Origin of the sequence: Burkholderia sp. MSMB1078WGS (assembly GCF_001528895.1) — a bacterium.
Lineage (GTDB): Bacteria > Pseudomonadota > Gammaproteobacteria > Burkholderiales > Burkholderiaceae > Burkholderia.
This window is the reverse complement of record NZ_LPDI01000038.1, coordinates 339,817-359,459: the sequence shown is the minus strand read 5'-3', so window position 1 is coordinate 359,459 and position 19,643 is coordinate 339,817. Positions and strand designations below refer to the sequence as shown.

The following is a 19,643-nucleotide window of genomic DNA, read 5'->3' as shown; positions in this document are numbered from 1 at the left end:
GTGTAAGGCATGCCGCCAGCGTTCAATCTGAGCCAGGATCAAACTCTTCAGTTCAAACCTGTTACTGTTTTCGGTTCTTTCGAACCGGTCGCTCACTCAAAGCTGACAGGAATATGAATCACTTCATAAACCTGACTTACTTTAGTGTGAGACTCTTGATACTTTTGCTATCTGATCCGAGGATCAGCTCGCTTTCATCAAGCGCCCACACTTATCGGCTGTTAATTTTTAAAGAGCATTCTGCGAGGGATCCTGAACCCCTCAGCAGCGCTGCGTTTTCAGCAGCAGAGAAGCGAGATTATGAACCGTGTTTCGCAGCGCGTCAACAACTTTCTGCACGACATCGTTGCGACTGCGGGGTCATCTTCCTGCGCTGTCGGGCTCGCTACTTCCGAACCCCAACAGCACCGCTTCCCTTCCTCCCGCGCTGCGTTTCCGTTAGCGCGAAAGAGGCGTGATTCTATGCATCCGCCGGCAATCGCGCAAGGGGTTTCGCAAAAAATATAAGGCGCCGCACGCTGACGCGTGCGGCGCCTTATATAGAAGTAGAAGCAGCCGAACCGTCAGGAGGCCGCGCGCACCTGGCGCGCGACGATCTCCATATAGTGATCGAGATCCGGTGTCACCTTGCCTTCCTCCTTCGCCGTGTCGTCCCAGCGGCGCAGGCGCAAAGCGTCCTCCGCAAACGGGCGCAGCAGGAACGCTGCTGCCTCCTCTTCACTGAAGACGCCGCCCTGTAACGCCAGACTGCGCACCGAGTCCGGCGACAGGCTCTCGACGTAGCCGGCATCCGTGCGGCACAGACAGCGCTTCGCGTCGACGTGCAGCCGGATCGGCTCGAGCACCGCATCGTTGAACAGCGGCCGCAGGAACGGCAGCACATAATACTGATGCAGATCGTCGATCCCGCGCGCACTCGGCGTCTCGCCCTGGCGATTCAGCAAATGGCCGAGGTCGTGCAGGAACGCCGCCGCGACCAGCGCTTCGTCCGCGCCGGACGACTCCGCCAGCAATCCGCTCTGCAATGCATGCTCGAGCTGCGTGACCGGTTCGCCGCTATAGGCCACATGGCCATGTTCGCGATACAGCCCGTGGATCTCTTCCACCGTCAGCGCCATTCGTTTACTCCCAAGGCAGCGAAAACGTCTTCAGGTTCGTGAAGCTCTTCATCGCCTCCTGAACGCCTTCCTTGTAGCCGAGCCCCGAATCCTTGACGCCGCCGAACGGCGACAGTTCGATCCGGTATCCCGGCACTTCCCACACGTTCACCGTGCCGACGTTCAGTTCGTTCACGAACCGCACGACGGCCGCCGTGCTGTCCGTACAGACACCCGACGACAACCCGAACGCCGTCCCGTTGCTGATCCGGATCGCGTCGTCGATCGTGTCGAACGCGATGACGGGCGAGACGGGGCCGAAGGTCTCCTCACGCACGATCGTCATCGACGGATCGACGTTGTCGAGCACGGTGGGCGCGTACAGCGCGCCGCGCCGCACATTGCCGGTCAGCAGGCGCGCCCCCTGCGCGACCGCCTCGTTCACGCGCGCCTCGAACAGCCGTGCCGCTGCCTCGTCGATCACCGTGCCCATTTCGTTCGCTGGATCGAATGGATCGCCGTATTTCCATGCGCGCGTCTTCTCGACGAGCAATTCGGTGAACGCGGGCGCGATCGAGCGCTGCACCAGCATCCGCTTGACGGCCGTACAGCGCTGGCCCGAATTCCGGTACGAGCCGAGCACCGCGAGCGACGCCGCGCGGTCGAGATCGGCATCGGCAAGGACGATCAGCGGATCGTTGCCGCCCAGTTCCAGCACGATGCGCCGGTAACCGGCCCGTGCGGCAATCGCCTTGCCGATCGCGACGCCGCCCGTGAACGTGATCAGCGACGCATGCGGATGCGTGACGAGTTCGTCCGCGATCTCGGCCGGATCGCCGGTCAGCACCTGCAGCATCGGCTCCGGCAGCCCCGCTTCATATAACAGGTCGGCCAGATAGAACGCCGACAGCGGCACCTTCTCCGACGGCTTCACGATCACGCGATTGTTGGTCGCGATCGCCGGCGCGACCTTGTGCGCCACCTGGTTCATCGGATGATTGAACGGCGTAATCGCGACGATCACGCCGTCGAGCGGCTGCCGCTGCGAGAACACGCGCCGTGCCTTGCCGTGGGGCGTCAGGTCACACGAGAAACTCTGCGCATCGTCGCGCAGCGCCTCGACCGCCGCGAACTTCAGCACGTCGGCCACCCGGCCGATCTCGTAGCGCGAATCCCGTTTCGACAGCCCCGACTCGAGCGTGATCAGGTCGGACGCCTCCTCGGTGCGCTCGCGCAGCAGCGCAGCCGCACGTTCGAGAATCTGCGAACGTTCGTAGCGCGTGAGCATCGGCCGGTAGGCCATCGCGTAATCGAACGCCGCGCGCACGTCGTCGACGCTGGCGAGCGGCGCGGTGCCGACGCGTGTTCCGGTGTATGGATCCGTGACGTCGAGCGTGCGTTCGCGCATCGCGCGCGTGCCGCGCCAGCGCAATGCTTCCTCACGAAACGACGGATGATCCTGCCGCGGATGAGCCATCATGTCGCGATCCGGTTCAACACGAAATCGAACACGTCGAAGTTGCGCGGGCGACGTGCGGGATCGTCCCGCTCGATACGGCGATTGAACAGCAGCGGCACTTCCTGCTCGGACACGCCGCCATGCGAACGCAGCGGCACCGTGAGGCCCGACAGGTCGTGTTCGCGCTCGCGCGTGCCGAGCGTCATGTCGCGGCGGCCGATCACGACGAGATCGCCGATCCGGTCGGCCGGCAGTTCGAAGCGCGCGGCGGCTTCCGCGTTGTCGAGCACGAGTTCGACGCCGTCGAGGCCGCCGACGCGCCACATCGCCTCGGCCCGGTCGACACCCGGCGCGAGGTAGATCGTCGCGAACGAACCGAGCGCACCGTGGTGCACGACGTACGGATCGGTGATCGGCAGGATCACGCGCGCAGCCTGCGCGCCGTACCAGCCGTCGAAGGCATCCTGCAGATAGATCACGTTCGGCCGGCCCGTCGCCGGATCGTGCTTCGCGTTCATCCCGTGATCGGCCGTGAGGCCGATCGCCCAGCCGAGCGCGTCGAGCTGGGCGAGGTAGCCGTCCATCATCGCGTAGAACGCGTTCGCGCCGGCACTGCCCGGCGCGCACTTGTGCTGCACGTAGTCGGTGGTCGACAGGTACATCAGGTCGACCTGGCGCGTCTGCGCGAGCCGCACGCCGGCCGCAAACACGAATTCGGACAATGCCGCGCTGTACACGTCCGGCGACGGCAGGCCGACCCAGTCGAGCACGTCGACGATCCCGTTTTCCGCGAGATTGGCCTGTGCGGCCTTCTCGGCCGAAAAGCAGATGCCGTTCAGCCGCCAGCCGAGCAGCCTGCGCAGCTTGTCCTTCGCGGTCACGACGGCCACCCGTACGCCGACGTCGGCCGCCGCCGCGAGCAGCGTGCCGGCCCGCAGATAGGCCGGGTCGTTCATCATGACTTCGGCACCGCGCCCGCCGTCGGCGGCCGGATCCCAGAAATAGTTGCCGCAGATGCCGTGGACCGACGGCGGCACGCCGCAGACGATCGACAGGTTGTTCGGGTTGGTGAAGGTCGGCACGACGCAATCGGCGCGCCAGGCCGTGCCTTCCGCGATCATCCGGCCGATGAACGGCGCGACGCCCGCTTCCACCGCGCGTTCGAGATAGTCGTACTCGCAGCCGTCGACACAGACGACGACGGTCGGCTCGACCGGCAGCCGATAGCACCGGCCATTGACGTCGATCGAGCGTCCGGCGAGACCGGTCGACGCGCCGGCGGGCGACGCATCGCCGGGATGGCGCAACGCGAACGCGGCGTTCATGATGCCGCCCGCGTGCCGCGCGGCACGCGCGCGGCGATCAGCAGCAGCGCCGCGAGCGACGCGCCGAGCATCAGCAGCGACAGCGCCGACGCCGGCAGGTAATAGCCGCGCTCCACCTGGCCGATCACGACGATCGGCACGGTCGCGAAGCCGGGCGGATAAACCGTGAGCGTCGCGCCGAGCTCGCCGAGCGACAGCGCAAAACCGAGCGCGAGGCTCGCGCGCAGCGCCGGCACGAGTTGCGGCAGCAGCACGCGGCGCAGCACCATCGCGGGCGGCGCACCCAGGCTCGCGGCTGCCTCGCGCAGCACGGTCAGCTCCGGACGCAACGCGGCGGCGGCGCAGCGATAGCAGAACGGCAAAATCAGCGCCAGTTGCACCAGCACGACGATCGCCGCCGAGCTCGACAGGTCGAGCGGCTTCTGGTGATACGCGATCAGCACCGCGAGCCCGAGCACGACGCTCGGTACGCCGTTCGGCACCATCACGAGCGCGTCGACGACCGCGCCGAGGCCGCGCCGGTCGCGCCCTTCGAGCGCGAGCGCCAGCCACAGCCCGAGAATCGTGCCGAGCGCCGATACGCCGAAGCCGATTTCGAGGCTCGTCAGCAGCGCGTCGTATTCCTGCGAGCCGAGCCGCTCGAACCAGCGCAGGCTGTAGCCGGCCGGCAGGATCGTGCCCGACCACTGCGTCGACACGCTCGACAGCGCGACGACGATTACCGGCAGCACGAACAGCCAGAAGCATGCGAATGCGGCCAGCGCGAGCGCGACGCGCGACGCATGCTTGAGCAGCGCGTCGGTCCAGCCGATCGGGTGGCGCGGCACGGCGTGCCCGATACGGAATTCAGCGGACATCGTTTCCTCCCGTCGCACGCCGGTTCACCCGGCGATAAACCGTATACAGCGCCAGCGACAACGACAACATCACGACGGCGCCGGCCGACGCGGTCGGCAGATCGAGATCGACGGTCGCGCTGCTGTAGATTGCGACCGGCAGCGTCACGAGCCGCGCGCTGCCGAGCACGAGCAGAATCCCGAATTCGTTCAGCGTCAGCAGGAAGCACAACACGGTGCCGGCGGCGATACCCGGCCACGCGATCGGCAGCACGACGCGGCGCGCGAGCATCCAGCCGGGCGCGCCGAGGCTGCGCGCAGCTTCGATCAACCGCAGGTCGAGCGTCGCGAACGACGCAAGCGTCGGCCGCACGACGAACGGCGTGTAGAACACGGTCTGTGCAAGGATCACGCCGCCGATCCCGAACAGGAAGTCGAGCGGCGGGTTCTCGAGATGGAGCAGGTGCTGCAGCGCGATGCTGATCGAACCCTGCGAACCGTACAGGAAGATCAGCGTGAACGCGACGAGGAACGACGGAAACGCGACGTACAGCTCCAGGAAGCGCGTAACGAGCGACGCGCCCGGGAACGGCCTGAAGAACAGCAGCGCAGCCAGCAGCACGCCGAGCACCGACGCGGTGCCGGCGCTCGCGAACAGGACGCCGAGCGTCGTCAGCAGCACGTTGCGCGTGTCGGGATTGCCGAAGAAAGTCCGGTACGCGGCGAAACTCAACCCGTGATCGCCCGAGACGCTCAGCAGCACGAGCTTCACCAGCGGATAGACGACGAGCGGGCCGAGCACGACGATCGCGAGCGCGGCCAGGTGCAGGTCGCCCATGCGCCTGCGGCGCCGCGCGGCGGCGGCATGCGCGGCGGCCGACGCGAGCACGTGCGGCGGCAGGCTGGTTTCAGGGCTCGATAAGGACGACATCGTCTGCCTCGCAATGCAGGGACACGCGCGCACCGCGCTCGGGGGCCGCGCCGCGGCCGCGTTGCATCGTGACGCGCACGGGCTCGTCGGGCGCCGCGTCGATCACGACCGCGATCGACAGATCCGCGCCCTGCCATTCGACCGACGATACGGTGCCGTGCAGGCCGCCCGCCGCGGGCGGCATCACGGTCAGCCGCTCGGGACGCACGCATGCGACCTTGCCGCGCACCTCGTGGCGCGGATCGCCGAGCGGAAAAATCACGTGCGGCGGCAGCAGGTTCGCCGGGCCGAGATAGCGCGCGACGTAACCGTCGCGCGGCGCGTCGTACAACTGCTGCGGCGTGCCGAGCTGCGCGATGTGGCCGTCGCGCATCAGCAGCGCGCGATCGGACAGCACGAGCGCGTCGTCGCGGTCGTGCGTCACGCAGACGACGGTCAGGTTCGGCAAGCGCTCGTGCAACGCCTTCAGTTCGCTGCGCACCGACGCACGCAGGTTGGCGTCGAGCGCCGACAGCGGCTCGTCGAGCAGCAGCACGTCGGGCTCGATCACGAGCGCGCGGGCCAGCGCGACGCGCTGCTGCATCCCGCCCGACAGTTGCGCGGGCAGATGGTGGCCGGCATCGCCGAGTTGCACGAGCTTGAGCGCATCGGCGACGCGGCGCGTCACTTCCGACGACGCCATGCCGCGTGCGCGCAGCCCGAATGCGACGTTCTCGAACACCGACAGGTGCGGGAACAGCGCGTAATTCTGGAACAGCAGACCGAGGTTGCGCTTGTGCGGCGGCGCATAGGTGAGGTCGCGTCCGGCAACGGTCAGCGTGCCGGTCAGGCCGTCGGCCTTCACGAACCCGGCGATGAAGCGCAGCAGCGTGGTCTTGCCGCAGCCGCTCTTGCCGAGCACGGTCAGAAATTCACCGGCGCCGATCGACAGCGACAGATCGTCGAGTACCGTGCGTGCGCCGTAGCGCACGCTCAGGTGTTCGATCTGCACGCCGCCCGGCGCGCCGGACCGCAGCGTCGCGTGCGGTTCGGCGGCGCCGAATGCGCCGGGATGGGTCAGGGTGGTTTCCACCGGGTTCATCCTCTTGCTCGCTGATACTGGCGGCGTGCGCCGGTCACTTCGGCTTGACGACGTCGAGCTGCTTGCCCGAGCTGCCGATCACGTCCTTCTTCCAGCGCTCGATCCACACCGGCTTCTTCGCCATCACCTGGGTCCAGTCGACCGGAATCAGCTTCACGCCCGCGATCGCCTTCTTGACCGCTTCGCCGTTCTTGCCGGCCAGCGGCACGTCGGTGCGGCCCGGGATGCCGTACATGTCCGGCACCTTCGACTGCACTTCCGTCGACATCAGGTAGTCGATCAGCTTGCGGCCGGCGTCCTGGTTCGGGCCGCTCTTGATCAGGCCGATGCCGTACGGGAGCTGGAACGTGGTCGGCTGGTCGCCGTCCTTCGCGGCCAGGAAGATCGGCTTGACGGACAGCGCGCCGTGCTCGGCGTCGTCGAGGTCCATCTGCAGGTCGCCGTTCGCGACGCTGATCTCGTTACGCGACAACAGCACGTTCAGGTAGCCCGTGCCCTTCGTGTGGAACTTCACGCTCTGCGACAGCTTCGCGAGATAGTCGAAGGCCTTGTCCTCGCCCATCAGCGACGTCGTCAGGATCAGCACGGCCATCCCGTCGCCGGCCGTGGCCGGGTTCGAGTACGCGACCTTGCCGGCGTAGGCCGGCGCGAGCAGGTCGGCGAACGTCTTCGGCTGGTTCTTCACGACGTCCGGGTTGATCGCGAACGAGAAGTAGTTGTTCACGAAGGTCGCCCACGTGCCGTCCTCGGCCTTCGCGATGGCCGGCACGTTCTTGTAGTTCACGCTCTGGTACGGCTGCAGCAGGCCCATCTGGCCGGCTTGCTGGATGAACGGCGGCAGCGTGACGATCACGTCGGCCTTCGGGGAATTCTTCTCGATGTTCGCGCGGTTCACCACCTCGCCGCTGCCTGCCGTCACGATGTTGACCTTCACGCCTTCCTTCTTCTCGAAGGCCGGCAGCACATCGCGATAGAGGTTCTCGAGGCCGTCCGCCGTGTACAGCACGACCGCGTTTGCCGCATGCGCCGGCATCGCGGCGCCTTGCAGCAGGCCGGCCGCGCAGGCGGCCAGCGCGAGCTTGCGGAACGCGCCGGCAGCGGCGCGCGAGGGTTTCTGCAGTGTCATCTCACTTCTCCGTAGGCGGAACACCAAACGGCCGGGCACGATCCGGCTCTCCTGTCGTCTCCGGGCAGGCCGCCTGGCGGCCCGCCTCGCTGCCGCGCTCAGGCTGGGTGTCGCGCGGCAACCGAAGGATCACAGCGTTCGATGACAAACCCGTGACGAATGCCACAATTTCCAAAAAATGACACATTTTGCCACTATCATGCAAGTCATTCAGAAATGCCGTCCCGCGTTTCATTCGCCCTTTGCCGGAGATAAAAACCATGCCCGACCCGATCCTGCTCACGCCCGGCCCGCTCACCACGTCCGCCACAACACGCCACGCAATGCAACATGACTGGGGGTCGTGGGATGCCGCTTTCAATCAACTGACGGCCAGCGTCTGTGCCGACCTCGTCGCCATCGCGGGTGGCGGCGACGCGTACGTGTGCGTGCCGATGCAGGGCAGCGGCACGTTCTCGGTCGAAGCCGCGCTCGGCACGCTGGTGCCGCGCGACGGCGTCGTGCTGGTTCCCGACAACGGCGCGTATTGCGCGCGCATCCTGAAGATTCTCGGCCGGCTCGGTATCGACGCGATCGCGTTGCCGTTCGGCGAAGACGCGGCTGTCGAAGCCGCGGCCGTCGAAGCCGCGTTCGCACGCGAGCCGCGCATCACGCACGTCGCGCTCGTGCACCTGGAAACGAGCGCCGGGATCCTGAATCCGCTCGATGCGATCGCGGCCGCGTGCCGGCGGCACGGCAAGCGGCTGATCGTCGATGCGATGAGTTCGTTCGGCGCGCTGCCGATCGCGCTGGCGGACAGCGGCATCGACGCGCTGATCTCGGCCAGCGGCAAATGCCTCGAAGGCGTGCCGGGAATGGGGTTCGCGATCGTGCGGCGCGATGCGCTCGACGCGAGCGAAGGCAACTCGCCGTCGCTCGCGCTCGATCTCCACGATCAGTACGCGTATCTGCGCAAGACCGGGCAATGGCGCTTCACGCCGCCGACGCACGTGATCGCCGCGTTGCGCGCCGCGCTCGACCAGTACCTCGCCGAAGGCGGCCAGCCGGCGCGCGGCGCCCGCTATGCGGACAACTGCCGGACGCTGGTCGAATCGATGCGCGCGCTCGGCTTCGTGCCGTTCCTCGACGCCAGCGTGCAAGCGCCGGTGATCGTCACGTTCCACGCGCCCGACCATCCGGCCTACGATTTCCGCCGCTTCTACGACGCGGTGCGCGACGCGGGCTTCATCCTGTATCCGGGCAAGCTCACGCGCCTCGAGACGTTCCGCGTCGGCTGCATCGGCGCGATCGACGCGAACGATATCCGGCGTGCGGTCGCCGCCATCGCGGCCGCGGTCGAATCGCTCGGCATCGCGATGCAGCACGCATGAAATTGCGTACGAGCCAGCCGGCGGCCGGCACGCGCAAATAAAAACGCCCGACGGCCGATCGGCCGCCGGGCGAACGCACCGAATGTGCGGGGAACCGGTCCTTACAACTCGATCCGCTTGATGTCGCCGACGACGAAGATGTACGACAGCGCGCCGACCAGCGCGATCACGCCGATGAACACGAGCGCGCCGACGAACGAGCCGGTCGACGCGACGATGACGCCGACGACGAGCGGCGTGATGATGCCGGCGAGGTTCGCCGCGAAGTTGAAGATGCCGCCCGTCACGCCGAGCAGGCCGTCCGGCGCGATGTCCGACACGAGCGTCCAGCCGAGTGCGGCCATCCCCTGCGCGAAGAACGCGACGGACATGATCGCGATCACCGCTTCGTTGCTCTGCACGTAGTTCGCGAGAATGATCGTCGACGCGAGCAGCAGGCCCGCGATGATCGGCAGCTTGCGCGCGAGGTTCGCGGACTTGCCGCGGCGCAGCAGCCAGTCGGAGAAGATTCCGCCGAACATCACGCCGACCGACGCGGCGATGAACGGCATCACCGCGAAGAAGCCGATCTTCAGCCAGCCCATGTGGCGCTCGGTTGCCAGATAGGTCGGGAACCAGGTCAGGAAGAACACGAGCGTCGAGTTGCCGGCGAACTGGCCGAGGCAGATGCCCGCGAGCTGGCGCTTCTTCAGCAGTTTGCCGGCCATCGCCCAGCTGAACTTCGGCTGCGCGGCCTTGCCGCTCTTGTCGTCGGTCTTGCGCACGCCGTGCACGAGACCGCCGCCCGCCTCGATATAAGCCAGCTCCGCCGCGTTCGCGCCCGGATGGTTGCGCGGCTCGTGGTAGAGCTTCCACCAGACGAGGCCGAACGCAATGCCGACCGCGCCCACGACCCAGAACAGCGAGCGCCAGCCGAATGCGCCCATCAGCGCGAACAGCACGGGGCTGAAGAACGCGAGGCCGATGTATTCGCCGACGGTATAGGTGCCCGTCGCCATCGCGCGTTCGTTCTGCGGAAACCACGTCGCGACGACGCGGCTGTTGGTGGGGAAGCACGGCGCCTCGGTGATGCCGAGGCCGAGGCGGCACGCGAGCAGCGTCGCGACGCCCGGCACGAAGCCTTGCAGGAACGTGCACAGCGACCACAGCGTCATCGACCAGTAGTAGGTGATCTTGCTGCCGAAGCGGTCGAGGAACAGGCCGCCGGGAACCTGCATCGCCACGTACGTCCACGAAAACGCGGAGAACATGATGCCCATCACGGCCGCGTTGATGCCGAGCTCCTTGGTGAGCTGCGGCGCAGCCACGCCCAGCACGGTGCGGTCGAGATAGTTGATCATCGTGCCGATCGCGAGCAGCGCGAGGATCTTGTAGCGCGCCGACGTGCGCCGGACCGTGCCGGCCGCCTGCGCCGGCGCGGCGCTCGTGTGGGTGGTGTGCTGCATGGTCGTCTCCTGGTCTCTTTCCGTATCTATCTGTAAGGGGTCAGCGCGCGACGAGCGACTGAAAGTGATCGAACATCCGCTCGGCGTCGGGCGTGCGTCCGGTGAAGAGCTCGAACGCGTCGACGGCCTGGTACACGGCCATCCCGCCGCCCGGCAGCGTCGCGCAGCCGGCCGCGCGGGCAGCGTGGATCAGCTCGGTTTCGAGCGGGAAATACACGATGTCGGCCACCCACATGCCAGCGTGGAGCAGCTCGGCCGGCAGCGGCAGGCCCGGATGCTTGACCATGCCGGTCGGCGTTGCGTGGATCAGGCCGGTCGCGGCGCGCATCGCGGCCGCGAGATCGTTACCCGGTGCGACCCGGGCCGCGGGGAAGCGCTGCTGCAATTCGCCCGCCAGCGCGGTGGCCCGCGTGCCGTCGACGTCGAAAATCGTCAGTTCGGCCGCGCCCATCTGCAGCGCCGCGTGCGCGACAGCCGCGCCCGCGCCACCCGCGCCGAGCTGGACGACGCGTTCGAGCGACGCGTCGGGCAGCCCGCGGCGGAACGATTTCGCGAAGCCCGACCAGTCGGTGTTGTGGCCGATCCGCTTGCCGTCCTTGAACAGCACGGTGTTCACCGCGCCGAGTGCCCGCGCGTCGTCCGACAGCGCGTCGAGATGCTCGATCACGCGCTGCTTGCACGGGTGCGTGATGTTCAGCCCGTTGTAGCCCATCCGCTGCGCGGCCTCGAGCAGCTGCGGCAGCGCGTCGACGTTCACGCCCAACACGTCGAGATCGATGCGCCGGTACACGTAGCCGAAGCCCTGGCGGAATCCCTCTTCCTCGTGCATCGCGGGCGACAGCGAACCGCCGATGCCCTGGCCGATCAGGCCGATCAGAAACGACGGGCGGCTCATCGGGCGGCTCCCTGCGCGAACAGCGTCGCCAGGCGCTGCAGCGCGAACACGTAGCCTTCGGTGCCGCAACCGCAGATCACGGCTTCGGCGATCGCCGACACATACGAATGGTGGCGAAACGCCTCGCGACGATGGACGTTCGAGATATGCACCTCGATCACCGGCTTCGCGATCGCGGACAGCGCGTCGGCCAACGCCACCGACGTATGCGTATAGGCGGCCGGGTTGATCACGATACCGTGCGTGTCGTGACGCGCGGCATGCAGCCAGTCGATCAGTTGATGCTCGGCGTTCGACTGGCGGAACTCGATTTCCAATCCGAGCCCTTCCGCCGCCGTGCGGCAGCGCTGCTCGAGATCGGCGAGCGTTTCCGCGCCGTAGATGTGGGGCTCGCGCGTGCCCAGCAAATTCAGATTGGGGCCGTTCAGCACCAGCACCTTGTGCTTGCTCATGTGACTTTGCTCCAGAAACGGGGGCGAATCGTGAGCCGACTCCGCCCCCTGACGTCAAGATTTGGCGCTAGTGTGCGCTTGCGCAAGCGCAATGTCTTTTCGGGTTTTCGCTAATTTGTACCATCTAGTTAGTTTGTACAATATGCATCACTAGCCCAGTAAATTCGGGATATGGCGCCCGCGCCGAACTCAACGACTGGTTCATTCAGGGTCGGTTCGACCGGTGCCATGCCCCGCTCACCCGCAGGAATCGCCCATGCAGCGCTCGATCGCCACCGTGTCCCTGTCCGGCACGCTCGCCGAGAAGCTCGCCGCCATCCAGGCTGCGGGCTTCGATGGCGTCGAAATCTTCGAAAACGACCTCGTCTACTTCGACGGATCGCCGGCCGACGTCCGGCGCATGGCCGCCGATCTCGGCCTCGACATCGTGCTGTTCCAGCCGTTTCGCGACTTCGAGGGCGTGAGCGCGGCCCAGCTCGCGCGCAATCTCGACCGGATCAAGCGCAAGTTCGACGTGATGCATGCGCTCGGCACCGACCGCATCCTCGTCTGCAGCAGTGTGGCGGCCGATACGATCGCCGACGACGGATTGCTCGTCGATCAGCTCGGCGCGCTCGCCGAGGCCGCGCGGCAGGCCGGTGTGGTCGCCGCGTACGAAGCGCTTGCGTGGGGCCGCGTCGTGAAACGGTACGGCCACGCGTGGCAGCTCGTGAATGCGGTGAACAGCCCGCACCTCGGCCTTGCGCTCGACAGCTTCCACACGCTGTCGCTCGACGATTCGCCGGACGCGATCGCCGACATCCCCGGCAACCGGATCGCGTTCGTGCAGATCGCCGACGCGCCGAAGCTCGCGATGGACGTGCTCGAATGGAGCCGCCACTACCGCTCGTTCCCGGGCCAGGGCGACTTCGACCTGGCGCGCTTCACCGCGCGCGTGATCGAGTCGGGTTATACGGGGCCGCTGTCGCTCGAGATCTTCAACGACGGTTTCCGCGCAGCGCCGACCGCGCTCACGGCCGCGGACGGCCATCGCTCGCTGCTCTACCTGGAAGACCTGACACGCGCGCGGCTCGCACAGGAGGGTCGCGCGCCGGCCGCCGGCCAGCCGCTGTTCGCACCGCCCGCGCCGCCGGCGCACGTCGGGTTCCAGTTCATCGAATTCGCGGTCGACGCGCAGGCGGCGGCAACCGTCGGCGAATGGCTCGGCCGGATGCGTTTCCGGCTCGCCGGCCGGCATCGCTCGAAGGACGTGACGCTGTTCCAGCACGGCGCCGCATCGATCGTGCTGAACGCCGAGCGCGACTCGTTCGCCGATGCGTTCTTCCAGCAGCACGGGCTGTCGCTGTGCGCGTCGGCGTTCCGCGTCGACGACGCCAAAGTGGCGTTCGAACGCGCAGCCGGCTTCGGCTACGCGCCGTTCTCGGGCCGGGTCGGGCCGAACGAACGCGTGCTGCCGAGCGTGAAGGCGCCGGACGGCAGCCTCGAATATTTCGTCGACGAAGCGCCGGATGCGCCGACGCTGTATGAATCGGACTTCGTACTGACCGACATCGACGGCCCGAGCGAAGTCGGCCCGCTGACGGGCATCGATCACGTGTGCCTCGCGCTGCCGGCCGACGCGCTCGACACGTGGATCCTGTTCTTCAAGACCGCATTCGGCTTCGAAGCCGAGCGCAGCTGGCTCGTGCCCGACCCGTACGGGCTGATGCGCAGCCGCGCGGTGCGCAGCGCCGACGGCTCGGTACGGATCGCGCTGAACGCATCGGTCGACCGCCACACGGCCGTTGCCGAATCGCTCGACCGCTACCACGGCACCGGGCTGAACCACGTCGCGTTCCGCACGGACGACATCGTGAAGACGGTCGCCGCGTTCGCGGCCGACGGCGTGCCGTTCCTGCGCATTCCGGCCAACTACTACGACGATCTCGCCGCGCGTTACGCGTTGCCGGACGAACTGATCGACACGCTGAGCACGCACCACCTGCTCTACGACCGCGACGAACAGGGCGGCGAATTCCTGCATGCGTATACGGAACTGGTCGACAACCGCTTCTCGCTCGAGATCGTCGAGCGGCGCGGCGGGTACGACGGCTACGGCGCCGCGAATGCGGCCGTGCGGCTCGCCGCGCAGGCGCAGCGCAGGAAATAAGGAGCGGACGCGAACCGGCGTTTGGGGCGCGACCGCGCTCGCACTTCGGCAGTCGACCGGACGGGCACCGCTCGCCCGCGCCATCGTGACAAAGCGCTTCCGGCCCGCGGTCGTGCCGGAAGCCGCGCAACGTCCGACGTTACATCCGGTAACCCGTGCCGCAGTGCAGCATTGCGTCTCCCGCCACGGTTTTAAGAATCGCTTAAGTCTTCGACGGCACCATCCGCAACCAGTACTCGATGGTTATCTTGAAAAGGAGGAAAGCGATGAGCGCCGTAGAAGCACCCGCGGGCCGCCCGGCCGCGCCCCCTGCAAAGAAGACGATGCTGCGCCGCCTGCTCAGTCATCATGAAATCGCGACGTTGCTCGTGCTGCTGCATGCACCGATCGGCGCGAACGCCAAACCCGAATTGCCCGCGCTGCAGGAAGCCGGCCTCGTCGAAATGGTCAAGCTCGACCCCGATACGGCCCCGAGCTTCCGGCTGACCGAAGACGGCACGGCCGTCCTGAAAGGGCTCGGCTACCGCTGAGCCGCCGCTTTCACCCTTTCCCTCTTTCCCCCTTCCCGCACGACACCGATCCCCGCGACCCGCCGGCCACGCCGGCGAGTGGCGTCACCCTGCCCGTTCCTGCAGCATCAACCGGTATTCCGTCGGCGTCACGCCGACCGTCGCCTTGAACTGGCGCGTGAACGCGCTGTGATCCGTGTAGCCGCATAGCGCCGCGACGTCGGTCACCTTGTCGTGGGTGACCAGCAGCGCGGTGGCCGCGTCGAGCCGCGTCTTCAGCAGCACCTGGCGCGGCGTCAGGTGGAACACCTTGTGGAAGTAGCGTTCGAGCTGCGCGACCGACATCCCGGCCATCTGCGCGAGCTGCTTCAGGTTCAGCGGCTGCACGTAGTGATCCTGGATGTGCTGGACCACGTCGGCGAGCCGGCTGTACGCCGGGTGCGATCCCTCGTGCGCCTTCAGGTCGCGCGAGATGCCCGCGAGGCCGACCACCCGGCCCGCGGCGTCGCGCAGCGGCTCCTTGCAGGTCAGGCACCAGCCCGGCTGGCGGCCCGGATACAGGTGCAGCTCGAGCTGGTCCATCAACTGCTGGCCGGCGTTGATCGTCGCCATGTCCTGCTCGAAGTAACTCCGGCCGAAGCGGCGCGGAAACACCTCGTCGGCCGTCTTGCCGAGCAGGTCGCGCTTGTCCTTGTAGCCGCAGCGCATCGCCAGCGTGCGATTGACGAGCGCGTAGCGGCCGCTCCCGTCCTTCACGAAGAACGCAACATCCGGCAGCGCATCGAATACCGGTTCGAGCAGGCGGAAATGCGCGAGCATCGCACCGAGATCGGCGTTGTCGGGCTGGTAGCGCAATGTGTCGGACAGGCTCATGGGCGGTACGGCAAGCAAGGTCGTCATCCCGGCAACCGCGAAGCGAGTGGCAGATGGCGTCGATTATAGGAGCGCCCCTTAGATCGCGTCGCGCCGAACGCGGGGCAGGCAAGACGACGGCCGGTTGCATCGCGTGTCCCGGCCGTCCGTCGGTCGGCTGGACAAGTTGCGCACGCAACTACTACGCCACTACGCGGCCGTGCGCGGCCGGCAGTCGCTCCGCTTGCACCGCTGCCGCCGCAGCGCATCGACACGCCGGCGCAACGCACCCGAATCCGTCATCCTAAAAATGCCGACGGCCCGCGTCTTGGCGGGTTTGCGCATTCGCCATGACGATTTCGGCATATATCAGGGTTATCGACGATATGCCGATATCGTCGCCGGCCACGCATCGAACGCGCAAGACGCACGCATTTTCGCTATCTAGACTTCGCTTCACGGTCGCGAGACGACATCCCGCCGCTGCCGCAATCGGCACGCGCGGCCGACCGCATCCGCCGCCGCACACGCCGATTCCGGCACAGCGCGCGCAGCACGCGACAAGCACGCACGGCCTGCACGTCGGCCTGCGGACCGATACGTCTCGCCCGGTTTACCGGCGCCGGCCCGCATGCCGGCGGCGGCCCAACCACGCCATCAAGGGGAAGTGAAAGTGAAGCTGAAGGTATCGCACGTCGCGCTGGCCGCCGCCTGCGCACTGTCGGGCGCGCACGCCGTCGCCGCCGACGTCGTCAAGATCGGTTTCGCCGCACCGCTGACCGGCCCGCAGTCGAATTACGGCACGGACATGCAGAAGGGCGTGCAGCTCGCGATCGCCGATTTCAACGCGACGCATCCGACGATCGGCGGCAAGCCGGTCACGTTCCAGCTCGACTCGCAGGACGACCAGGCCGACCCGCGCACCGGCACGACGGTCGCGCAGCGGCTGATCGACGACAACGTCCGCGGGATCATCGGCCACTTCAACTCGGGCACCAGCATCCCCGCGTCCGACCTGTACGATCGCGCGGGGCTGCCGCAGATCTCGATGGCGACGTCGCCGCAATACACGGCGCGCGGCTACAAGACGACCTACCGGCTGCTGACGAGCGACGCGCAGGCCGGCCGCATCGTCGGCACGTACGCGGTGAAGACGCTGCGCTTCAAGCGCATCGCGATCATCGACGACCGCACGGCCTACGGCCAGGGCATCGCCGACGAATTCGCGAAGGCCGTGGAAGCGGCCGGCGGCACGATCGTCAAGCGCGACTTCACGAACGACAAGGCGCTCGATTTCTCGGCGATCCTGACCAACCTGAAGGGCGTGAATCCGGACGCGGTCTTCTACGGCGGCGGCGATGCGCAATCGTCGCCGATGATCCGCAAGATGCGCCAGCTCGGGATGAAGTCGGCATTCGTGACGGGCGAGATGTCGCGCTCGCCGACGTTCCTGAAGGTCGGCGGCGACGCGGCCGAAGGCGCGATCGTCTACATGGGCGGGCTGCCGAAGGAAAAGATGCCGGGCTTCTCCGGCTACGCCGCACGCTACAAGGCGCGCTTCAACGAAGACGTGATCACGTACTCGCCGTACTCGTACGACGGAACGATCGCGCTGCTCACCGCGATGAAGGAAGCGAATTCGACCGATCCGAAGGTGTACACGCCGTACCTCGGCAAGGTGTCGATCAAGGGCGTGTCGGCCGCGAGCATCGCGTACGACCCGAAGGGCGACCTGAAGGATGCGCCGGTGACGATCTACAAGGTCGAGCGCGGCGCGTTCAAGCCGGTCGACACGATCGCCGGCAACTGATTACGCGGGCCCCTGCCTCGCGCGGCGCGCCAGCGGCTCACCGGCCGCCGGCGCCGCGCGCGCTTCGGCTGCATGGTCCGAAGCCGTTCCCGGCACGCGCCCGCGTGCAGGCATTTCGCGCTCCTGTAGAATCCCCCCACCCGCTTTGACGCCTCGTCTCCGCCGTGCCCCATCCCGGTGCGGCGGCGCGTGTTGCGTGCCTCACCCGGCACGCGGCATGCTTCGACGACGCAAGCCGCGCCTTGTCAGTCCATGCCGATAGCGGGCTCTGGAGACGCAGCACCGACAACAACATTCGAAAACCGATCGTCCTGACCATGCAAGCTTCCGAATTGAGCGGTGTGCCTCGCGCCGCCGAACGCGCGCTCACGCGCAGCGACTACAAGACCCTTGGCCTTGCCGCACTCGGCGGCGCCCTCGAGTTCTACGACTTCATCATCTTCGTGTTCTTCGCGCCGGCGATAGGACAACTCTTCTTCCCGCACGACATTCCCGACTGGCTGCGCCAGTTGCAGACGTTCGGCATTTTCGCGGCCGGCTATCTCGCGCGCCCGCTCGGCGGCGTGATCATGGCGCACTTCGGCGACCTGTTCGGCCGCAAGCGGATGTTCACGCTGAGCGTGCTGATGATGTCGGTGCCGACGCTGCTGATGGGCATGCTGCCGACCTACGACACGATCGGCATCCTCGCGCCGGTGTTGCTGCTGCTGTTTCGCGTGCTGCAGGGTGCGGCGGTCGGCGGCGAAGTGCCGGGCGCGTGGGTGTTCGTGTCCGAGCACGTGCCGTCGCGCCATATCGGCTACGCGTGCGGCACGCTGACCGCGGGCCTGACGGCCGGCATCCTGCTCGGCTCGCTCGTCGCGGCCGGCATCAACAGCCGCTACTCGACGGCCGAAGTCGCCGCGTTCGCGTGGCGCATCCCGTTCCTGCTCGGCGGCGTGTTCGGGCTGTTCTCCGTGTACCTGCGCCGCTGGCTGCATGAAACGCCGGTGTTCGCCGAGATGAAGGCGAAGAAGGCGCTCGCGGCCGAGATTCCGCTGAAGGCGGTATTGCGCGACCACGGCCGCGCGGTGATCGTGTCGATGCTGCTCACGTGGATGCTGTCGGCTGCGATCGTCGTCGTGATCCTGATGACGCCCGCGCTGCTGCAGAAGCAGTTCCACCTGGCGCCGGCGACGACGCTGTTCGCGAACAGCGTCGCGACGCTGTGCCTGACGGCCGGCTGCATCACCGCGGGTTCGCTCGCGGGCTGGATCGGCGCGAAGCGCGTGCTCGGCATCGGCGGCATCGGGCTGGCCGCGTGCTACTACCTGCTGTTCGTGCAGGTCGCGGCCGATGCGTCGACGCTGCCGCTCTACTACGGGATCGCGGGCTTCATGGTCGGCACGATCGGCGCGGTGCCGTTCGTGATGGTGAAGAGCTTCCCGGCCGTCGTGCGCTTCTCGGGCATCTCGTTCTCGTACAACGTCGCATATGCGATCTTCGGCGGCCTCACGCCGGTGATCGTGTCGCTGATGATGAAGTCGAATCCGCTCGCACCGGTCGTGTACGTCGCGGCGATCTGCGTGCTCGGCGCGATTGCCGTGCAGTTCTCGAAGGATGCGAAGGAAGTGCAGGGCACGCATTGAACGCCGGCGCCCGCGCGCCCGCCGGATGAACGAAGGGCCGAATCCCGCGGCGTGCGGGATTCGGCCCTTTCGACTTGCCTGCGCGTAGCGGCGCGCGTCCGGTCAGTTCAACGCAGCACGCCGTACGACGAACTCGGCCGGCGCAACGCGTCGATGCTCGCGCCGCCGGCGCCGGTGACGAACAGCAGCAGGAACCCGCCGGAAATCGCGACGTTCTTCCAGAAGTGAATCACCATGTCGTGCTGGACGGCCGCGTTGGTCGCGTCCCAGAAATTGTGCCCGACCATCGCGGTCGCGATCGTGTAGACCGCCATCAACAACGCGAGCGGCCGTACCTTGTAGCCGACGATCAACAGCAGGCCGCCCAGCCCCTCGATGGCGACGACGATCGGCGCGACGACCTGTTGATAGGGCACGTTCATCGTGTGCAGGTACGCGACGAAATCGCTGTAGCCGAGCAGCTTCATGATGCCGCCCCACAAGAACAACGCCGCCAGCGCCAGGCGTGCGAAAAAAATGACGCCGGAATCGACGGTACGCGTCATGCCTCTCTCCTCGTATGCAATTCGGCCGCCCGCCCGGGTGCGCCCGTGCGGTTCGGCGCCGCGCGGCCCCGGAAGGGCGCGCGGCAAATGGGCCAGCATAGAGGGTCTTTTCGCGGTGTCCAAGAAAAAGGTT

The 19,643-nt window shown here is 67.1% G+C and carries 18 protein-coding genes; 5 read left to right on the top strand and 13 right to left on the bottom strand.

Annotation, left to right across the window (positions count from 1 at the left end):
* Nucleotides 1–563 precede the first annotated feature (563 nt).
* Genes WT24_RS10255 through WT24_RS32495 form a run of 8 tightly spaced genes read right to left on the bottom strand, consistent with a single transcriptional unit; the run spans nt 564 to nt 8,117 of the window.
* A complete protein-coding gene (locus tag WT24_RS10255) occupies nt 564–1,118 on the bottom strand; it encodes a phosphonate degradation HD-domain oxygenase (RefSeq protein WP_060033225.1) in 555 nt (184 codons plus the stop codon).
* 4 nt (nt 1,119–1,122) lie between these two features.
* Nucleotides 1,123–2,577 (bottom strand): phosphonoacetaldehyde dehydrogenase, encoded by a 1,455-nt coding sequence (phnY, locus tag WT24_RS10250; protein ID WP_060033222.1) that lies wholly within the window; start codon nt 2,575–2,577, stop codon nt 1,123–1,125.
* The gene (phnA, locus tag WT24_RS10245) at nt 2,574–3,881 is read right to left on the bottom strand and encodes a phosphonoacetate hydrolase (RefSeq protein WP_060033219.1); all 1,308 of its coding nucleotides are present in this window, start codon (nt 3,879–3,881) and stop codon (nt 2,574–2,576) included. Before phnA ends, phnY begins: the two co-directional genes overlap by 4 nt.
* Complete coding sequence (phnV, locus tag WT24_RS10240; protein WP_060033216.1) at nt 3,878–4,738, bottom strand: 2-aminoethylphosphonate ABC transport system, membrane component PhnV; 861 nt, start codon at nt 4,736–4,738, stop codon at nt 3,878–3,880. Before phnV ends, phnA begins: the two co-directional genes overlap by 4 nt.
* The gene (gene phnU / locus WT24_RS10235) at nt 4,728–5,648 is read right to left on the bottom strand and encodes a 2-aminoethylphosphonate ABC transporter permease subunit (protein WP_060033212.1); all 921 of its coding nucleotides are present in this window, start codon (nt 5,646–5,648) and stop codon (nt 4,728–4,730) included. Before phnU ends, phnV begins: the two co-directional genes overlap by 11 nt.
* A complete protein-coding gene (gene phnT / locus WT24_RS10230) occupies nt 5,626–6,729 on the bottom strand; it encodes a 2-aminoethylphosphonate ABC transport system ATP-binding subunit PhnT (RefSeq protein ID WP_034206097.1) in 1,104 nt (367 codons plus the stop codon). The genes phnU and phnT overlap by 23 nt, the downstream gene beginning before the upstream one ends.
* A 34-nt stretch (nt 6,730–6,763) precedes the next feature.
* Nucleotides 6,764–7,855, bottom strand: coding sequence for a 2-aminoethylphosphonate ABC transporter substrate-binding protein (gene phnS / locus WT24_RS10225; protein ID WP_059499355.1), 1,092 nt, complete (start codon nt 7,853–7,855; stop codon nt 6,764–6,766).
* Nucleotide 7,856: 1 nt separating this feature from the next.
* On the bottom strand, nt 7,857–8,117 hold the full coding sequence (locus WT24_RS32495) for a hypothetical protein (RefSeq protein WP_257126940.1): 261 nt from the start codon (nt 8,115–8,117) through the stop codon (nt 7,857–7,859).
* Between WT24_RS32495 and WT24_RS10220 the strand changes: the two genes are divergently transcribed.
* Nucleotides 8,116–9,225, top strand: a complete 1,110-nt coding sequence (locus tag WT24_RS10220) for a 2-aminoethylphosphonate--pyruvate transaminase (RefSeq protein ID WP_060033209.1) — start codon at nt 8,116–8,118, stop codon at nt 9,223–9,225. The two genes, WT24_RS32495 and WT24_RS10220, sit on opposite strands and share 2 nt — an antisense overlap.
* Nucleotides 9,226–9,326: 101 nt before the next feature.
* Here the strand turns inward: WT24_RS10220 and WT24_RS10215 are convergent, their stop codons facing one another.
* Genes WT24_RS10215 through aroQ form a run of 3 tightly spaced genes read right to left on the bottom strand, consistent with a single transcriptional unit; the run spans nt 9,327 to nt 12,017 of the window.
* Entirely contained in the window at nt 9,327–10,670 is a 1,344-nt protein-coding gene (locus tag WT24_RS10215; protein WP_059499357.1) for an MFS transporter, read from the bottom strand.
* Nucleotides 10,671–10,710: 40 nt separating this feature from the next.
* Nucleotides 10,711–11,565: a shikimate dehydrogenase gene (locus tag WT24_RS10210; RefSeq protein WP_059499358.1), complete on the bottom strand. Its 855-nt coding sequence runs from the start codon at nt 11,563–11,565 to the stop codon at nt 10,711–10,713.
* Nucleotides 11,562–12,017, bottom strand: a complete 456-nt coding sequence (gene aroQ / locus WT24_RS10205) for a type II 3-dehydroquinate dehydratase (RefSeq protein WP_027781502.1) — start codon at nt 12,015–12,017, stop codon at nt 11,562–11,564. Before aroQ ends, WT24_RS10210 begins: the two co-directional genes overlap by 4 nt.
* Nucleotides 12,018–12,273: 256 nt before the next feature.
* Here aroQ and WT24_RS10200 point away from each other — a divergent pair, with 256 nt between their 5' ends.
* Nucleotides 12,274–14,166 carry a bifunctional sugar phosphate isomerase/epimerase/4-hydroxyphenylpyruvate dioxygenase family protein gene (locus WT24_RS10200; protein WP_059793008.1) on the top strand — a complete coding sequence of 631 codons (1,893 nt, stop codon included), beginning with the start codon at nt 12,274–12,276 and terminating at the stop codon, nt 14,164–14,166.
* 266 nt (nt 14,167–14,432) lie between these two features.
* A complete protein-coding gene (locus WT24_RS10195; RefSeq protein WP_006489463.1) occupies nt 14,433–14,696 on the top strand; it encodes a hypothetical protein in 264 nt (87 codons plus the stop codon).
* Between the two features lie 84 nt (nt 14,697–14,780).
* Here the strand turns inward: WT24_RS10195 and WT24_RS10190 are convergent, their stop codons facing one another.
* Nucleotides 14,781–15,575, bottom strand: coding sequence for an AraC family transcriptional regulator (locus WT24_RS10190; protein ID WP_059499360.1), 795 nt, complete (start codon nt 15,573–15,575; stop codon nt 14,781–14,783).
* A gap of 583 nt (nt 15,576–16,158) precedes the next feature.
* Between WT24_RS10190 and WT24_RS10185 the strand changes: the two genes are divergently transcribed.
* Both WT24_RS10185 and WT24_RS10180 read left to right on the top strand, forming a co-directional pair.
* Nucleotides 16,159–17,337: a branched-chain amino acid ABC transporter substrate-binding protein gene (locus tag WT24_RS10185; RefSeq protein WP_059499361.1), complete on the top strand. Its 1,179-nt coding sequence runs from the start codon at nt 16,159–16,161 to the stop codon at nt 17,335–17,337.
* A gap of 317 nt (nt 17,338–17,654) precedes the next feature.
* Complete coding sequence (locus WT24_RS10180; protein ID WP_059793003.1) at nt 17,655–18,965, top strand: MFS transporter; 1,311 nt, start codon at nt 17,655–17,657, stop codon at nt 18,963–18,965.
* Nucleotides 18,966–19,072: 107 nt separating this feature from the next.
* On the opposite strand, the gene WT24_RS10175 is transcribed toward WT24_RS10180, so the two are convergent.
* On the bottom strand, nt 19,073–19,510 hold the full coding sequence (locus WT24_RS10175; protein ID WP_059499363.1) for a DoxX family protein: 438 nt from the start codon (nt 19,508–19,510) through the stop codon (nt 19,073–19,075).
* Between the last annotated feature and the right edge of the window lie 133 nt (nt 19,511–19,643).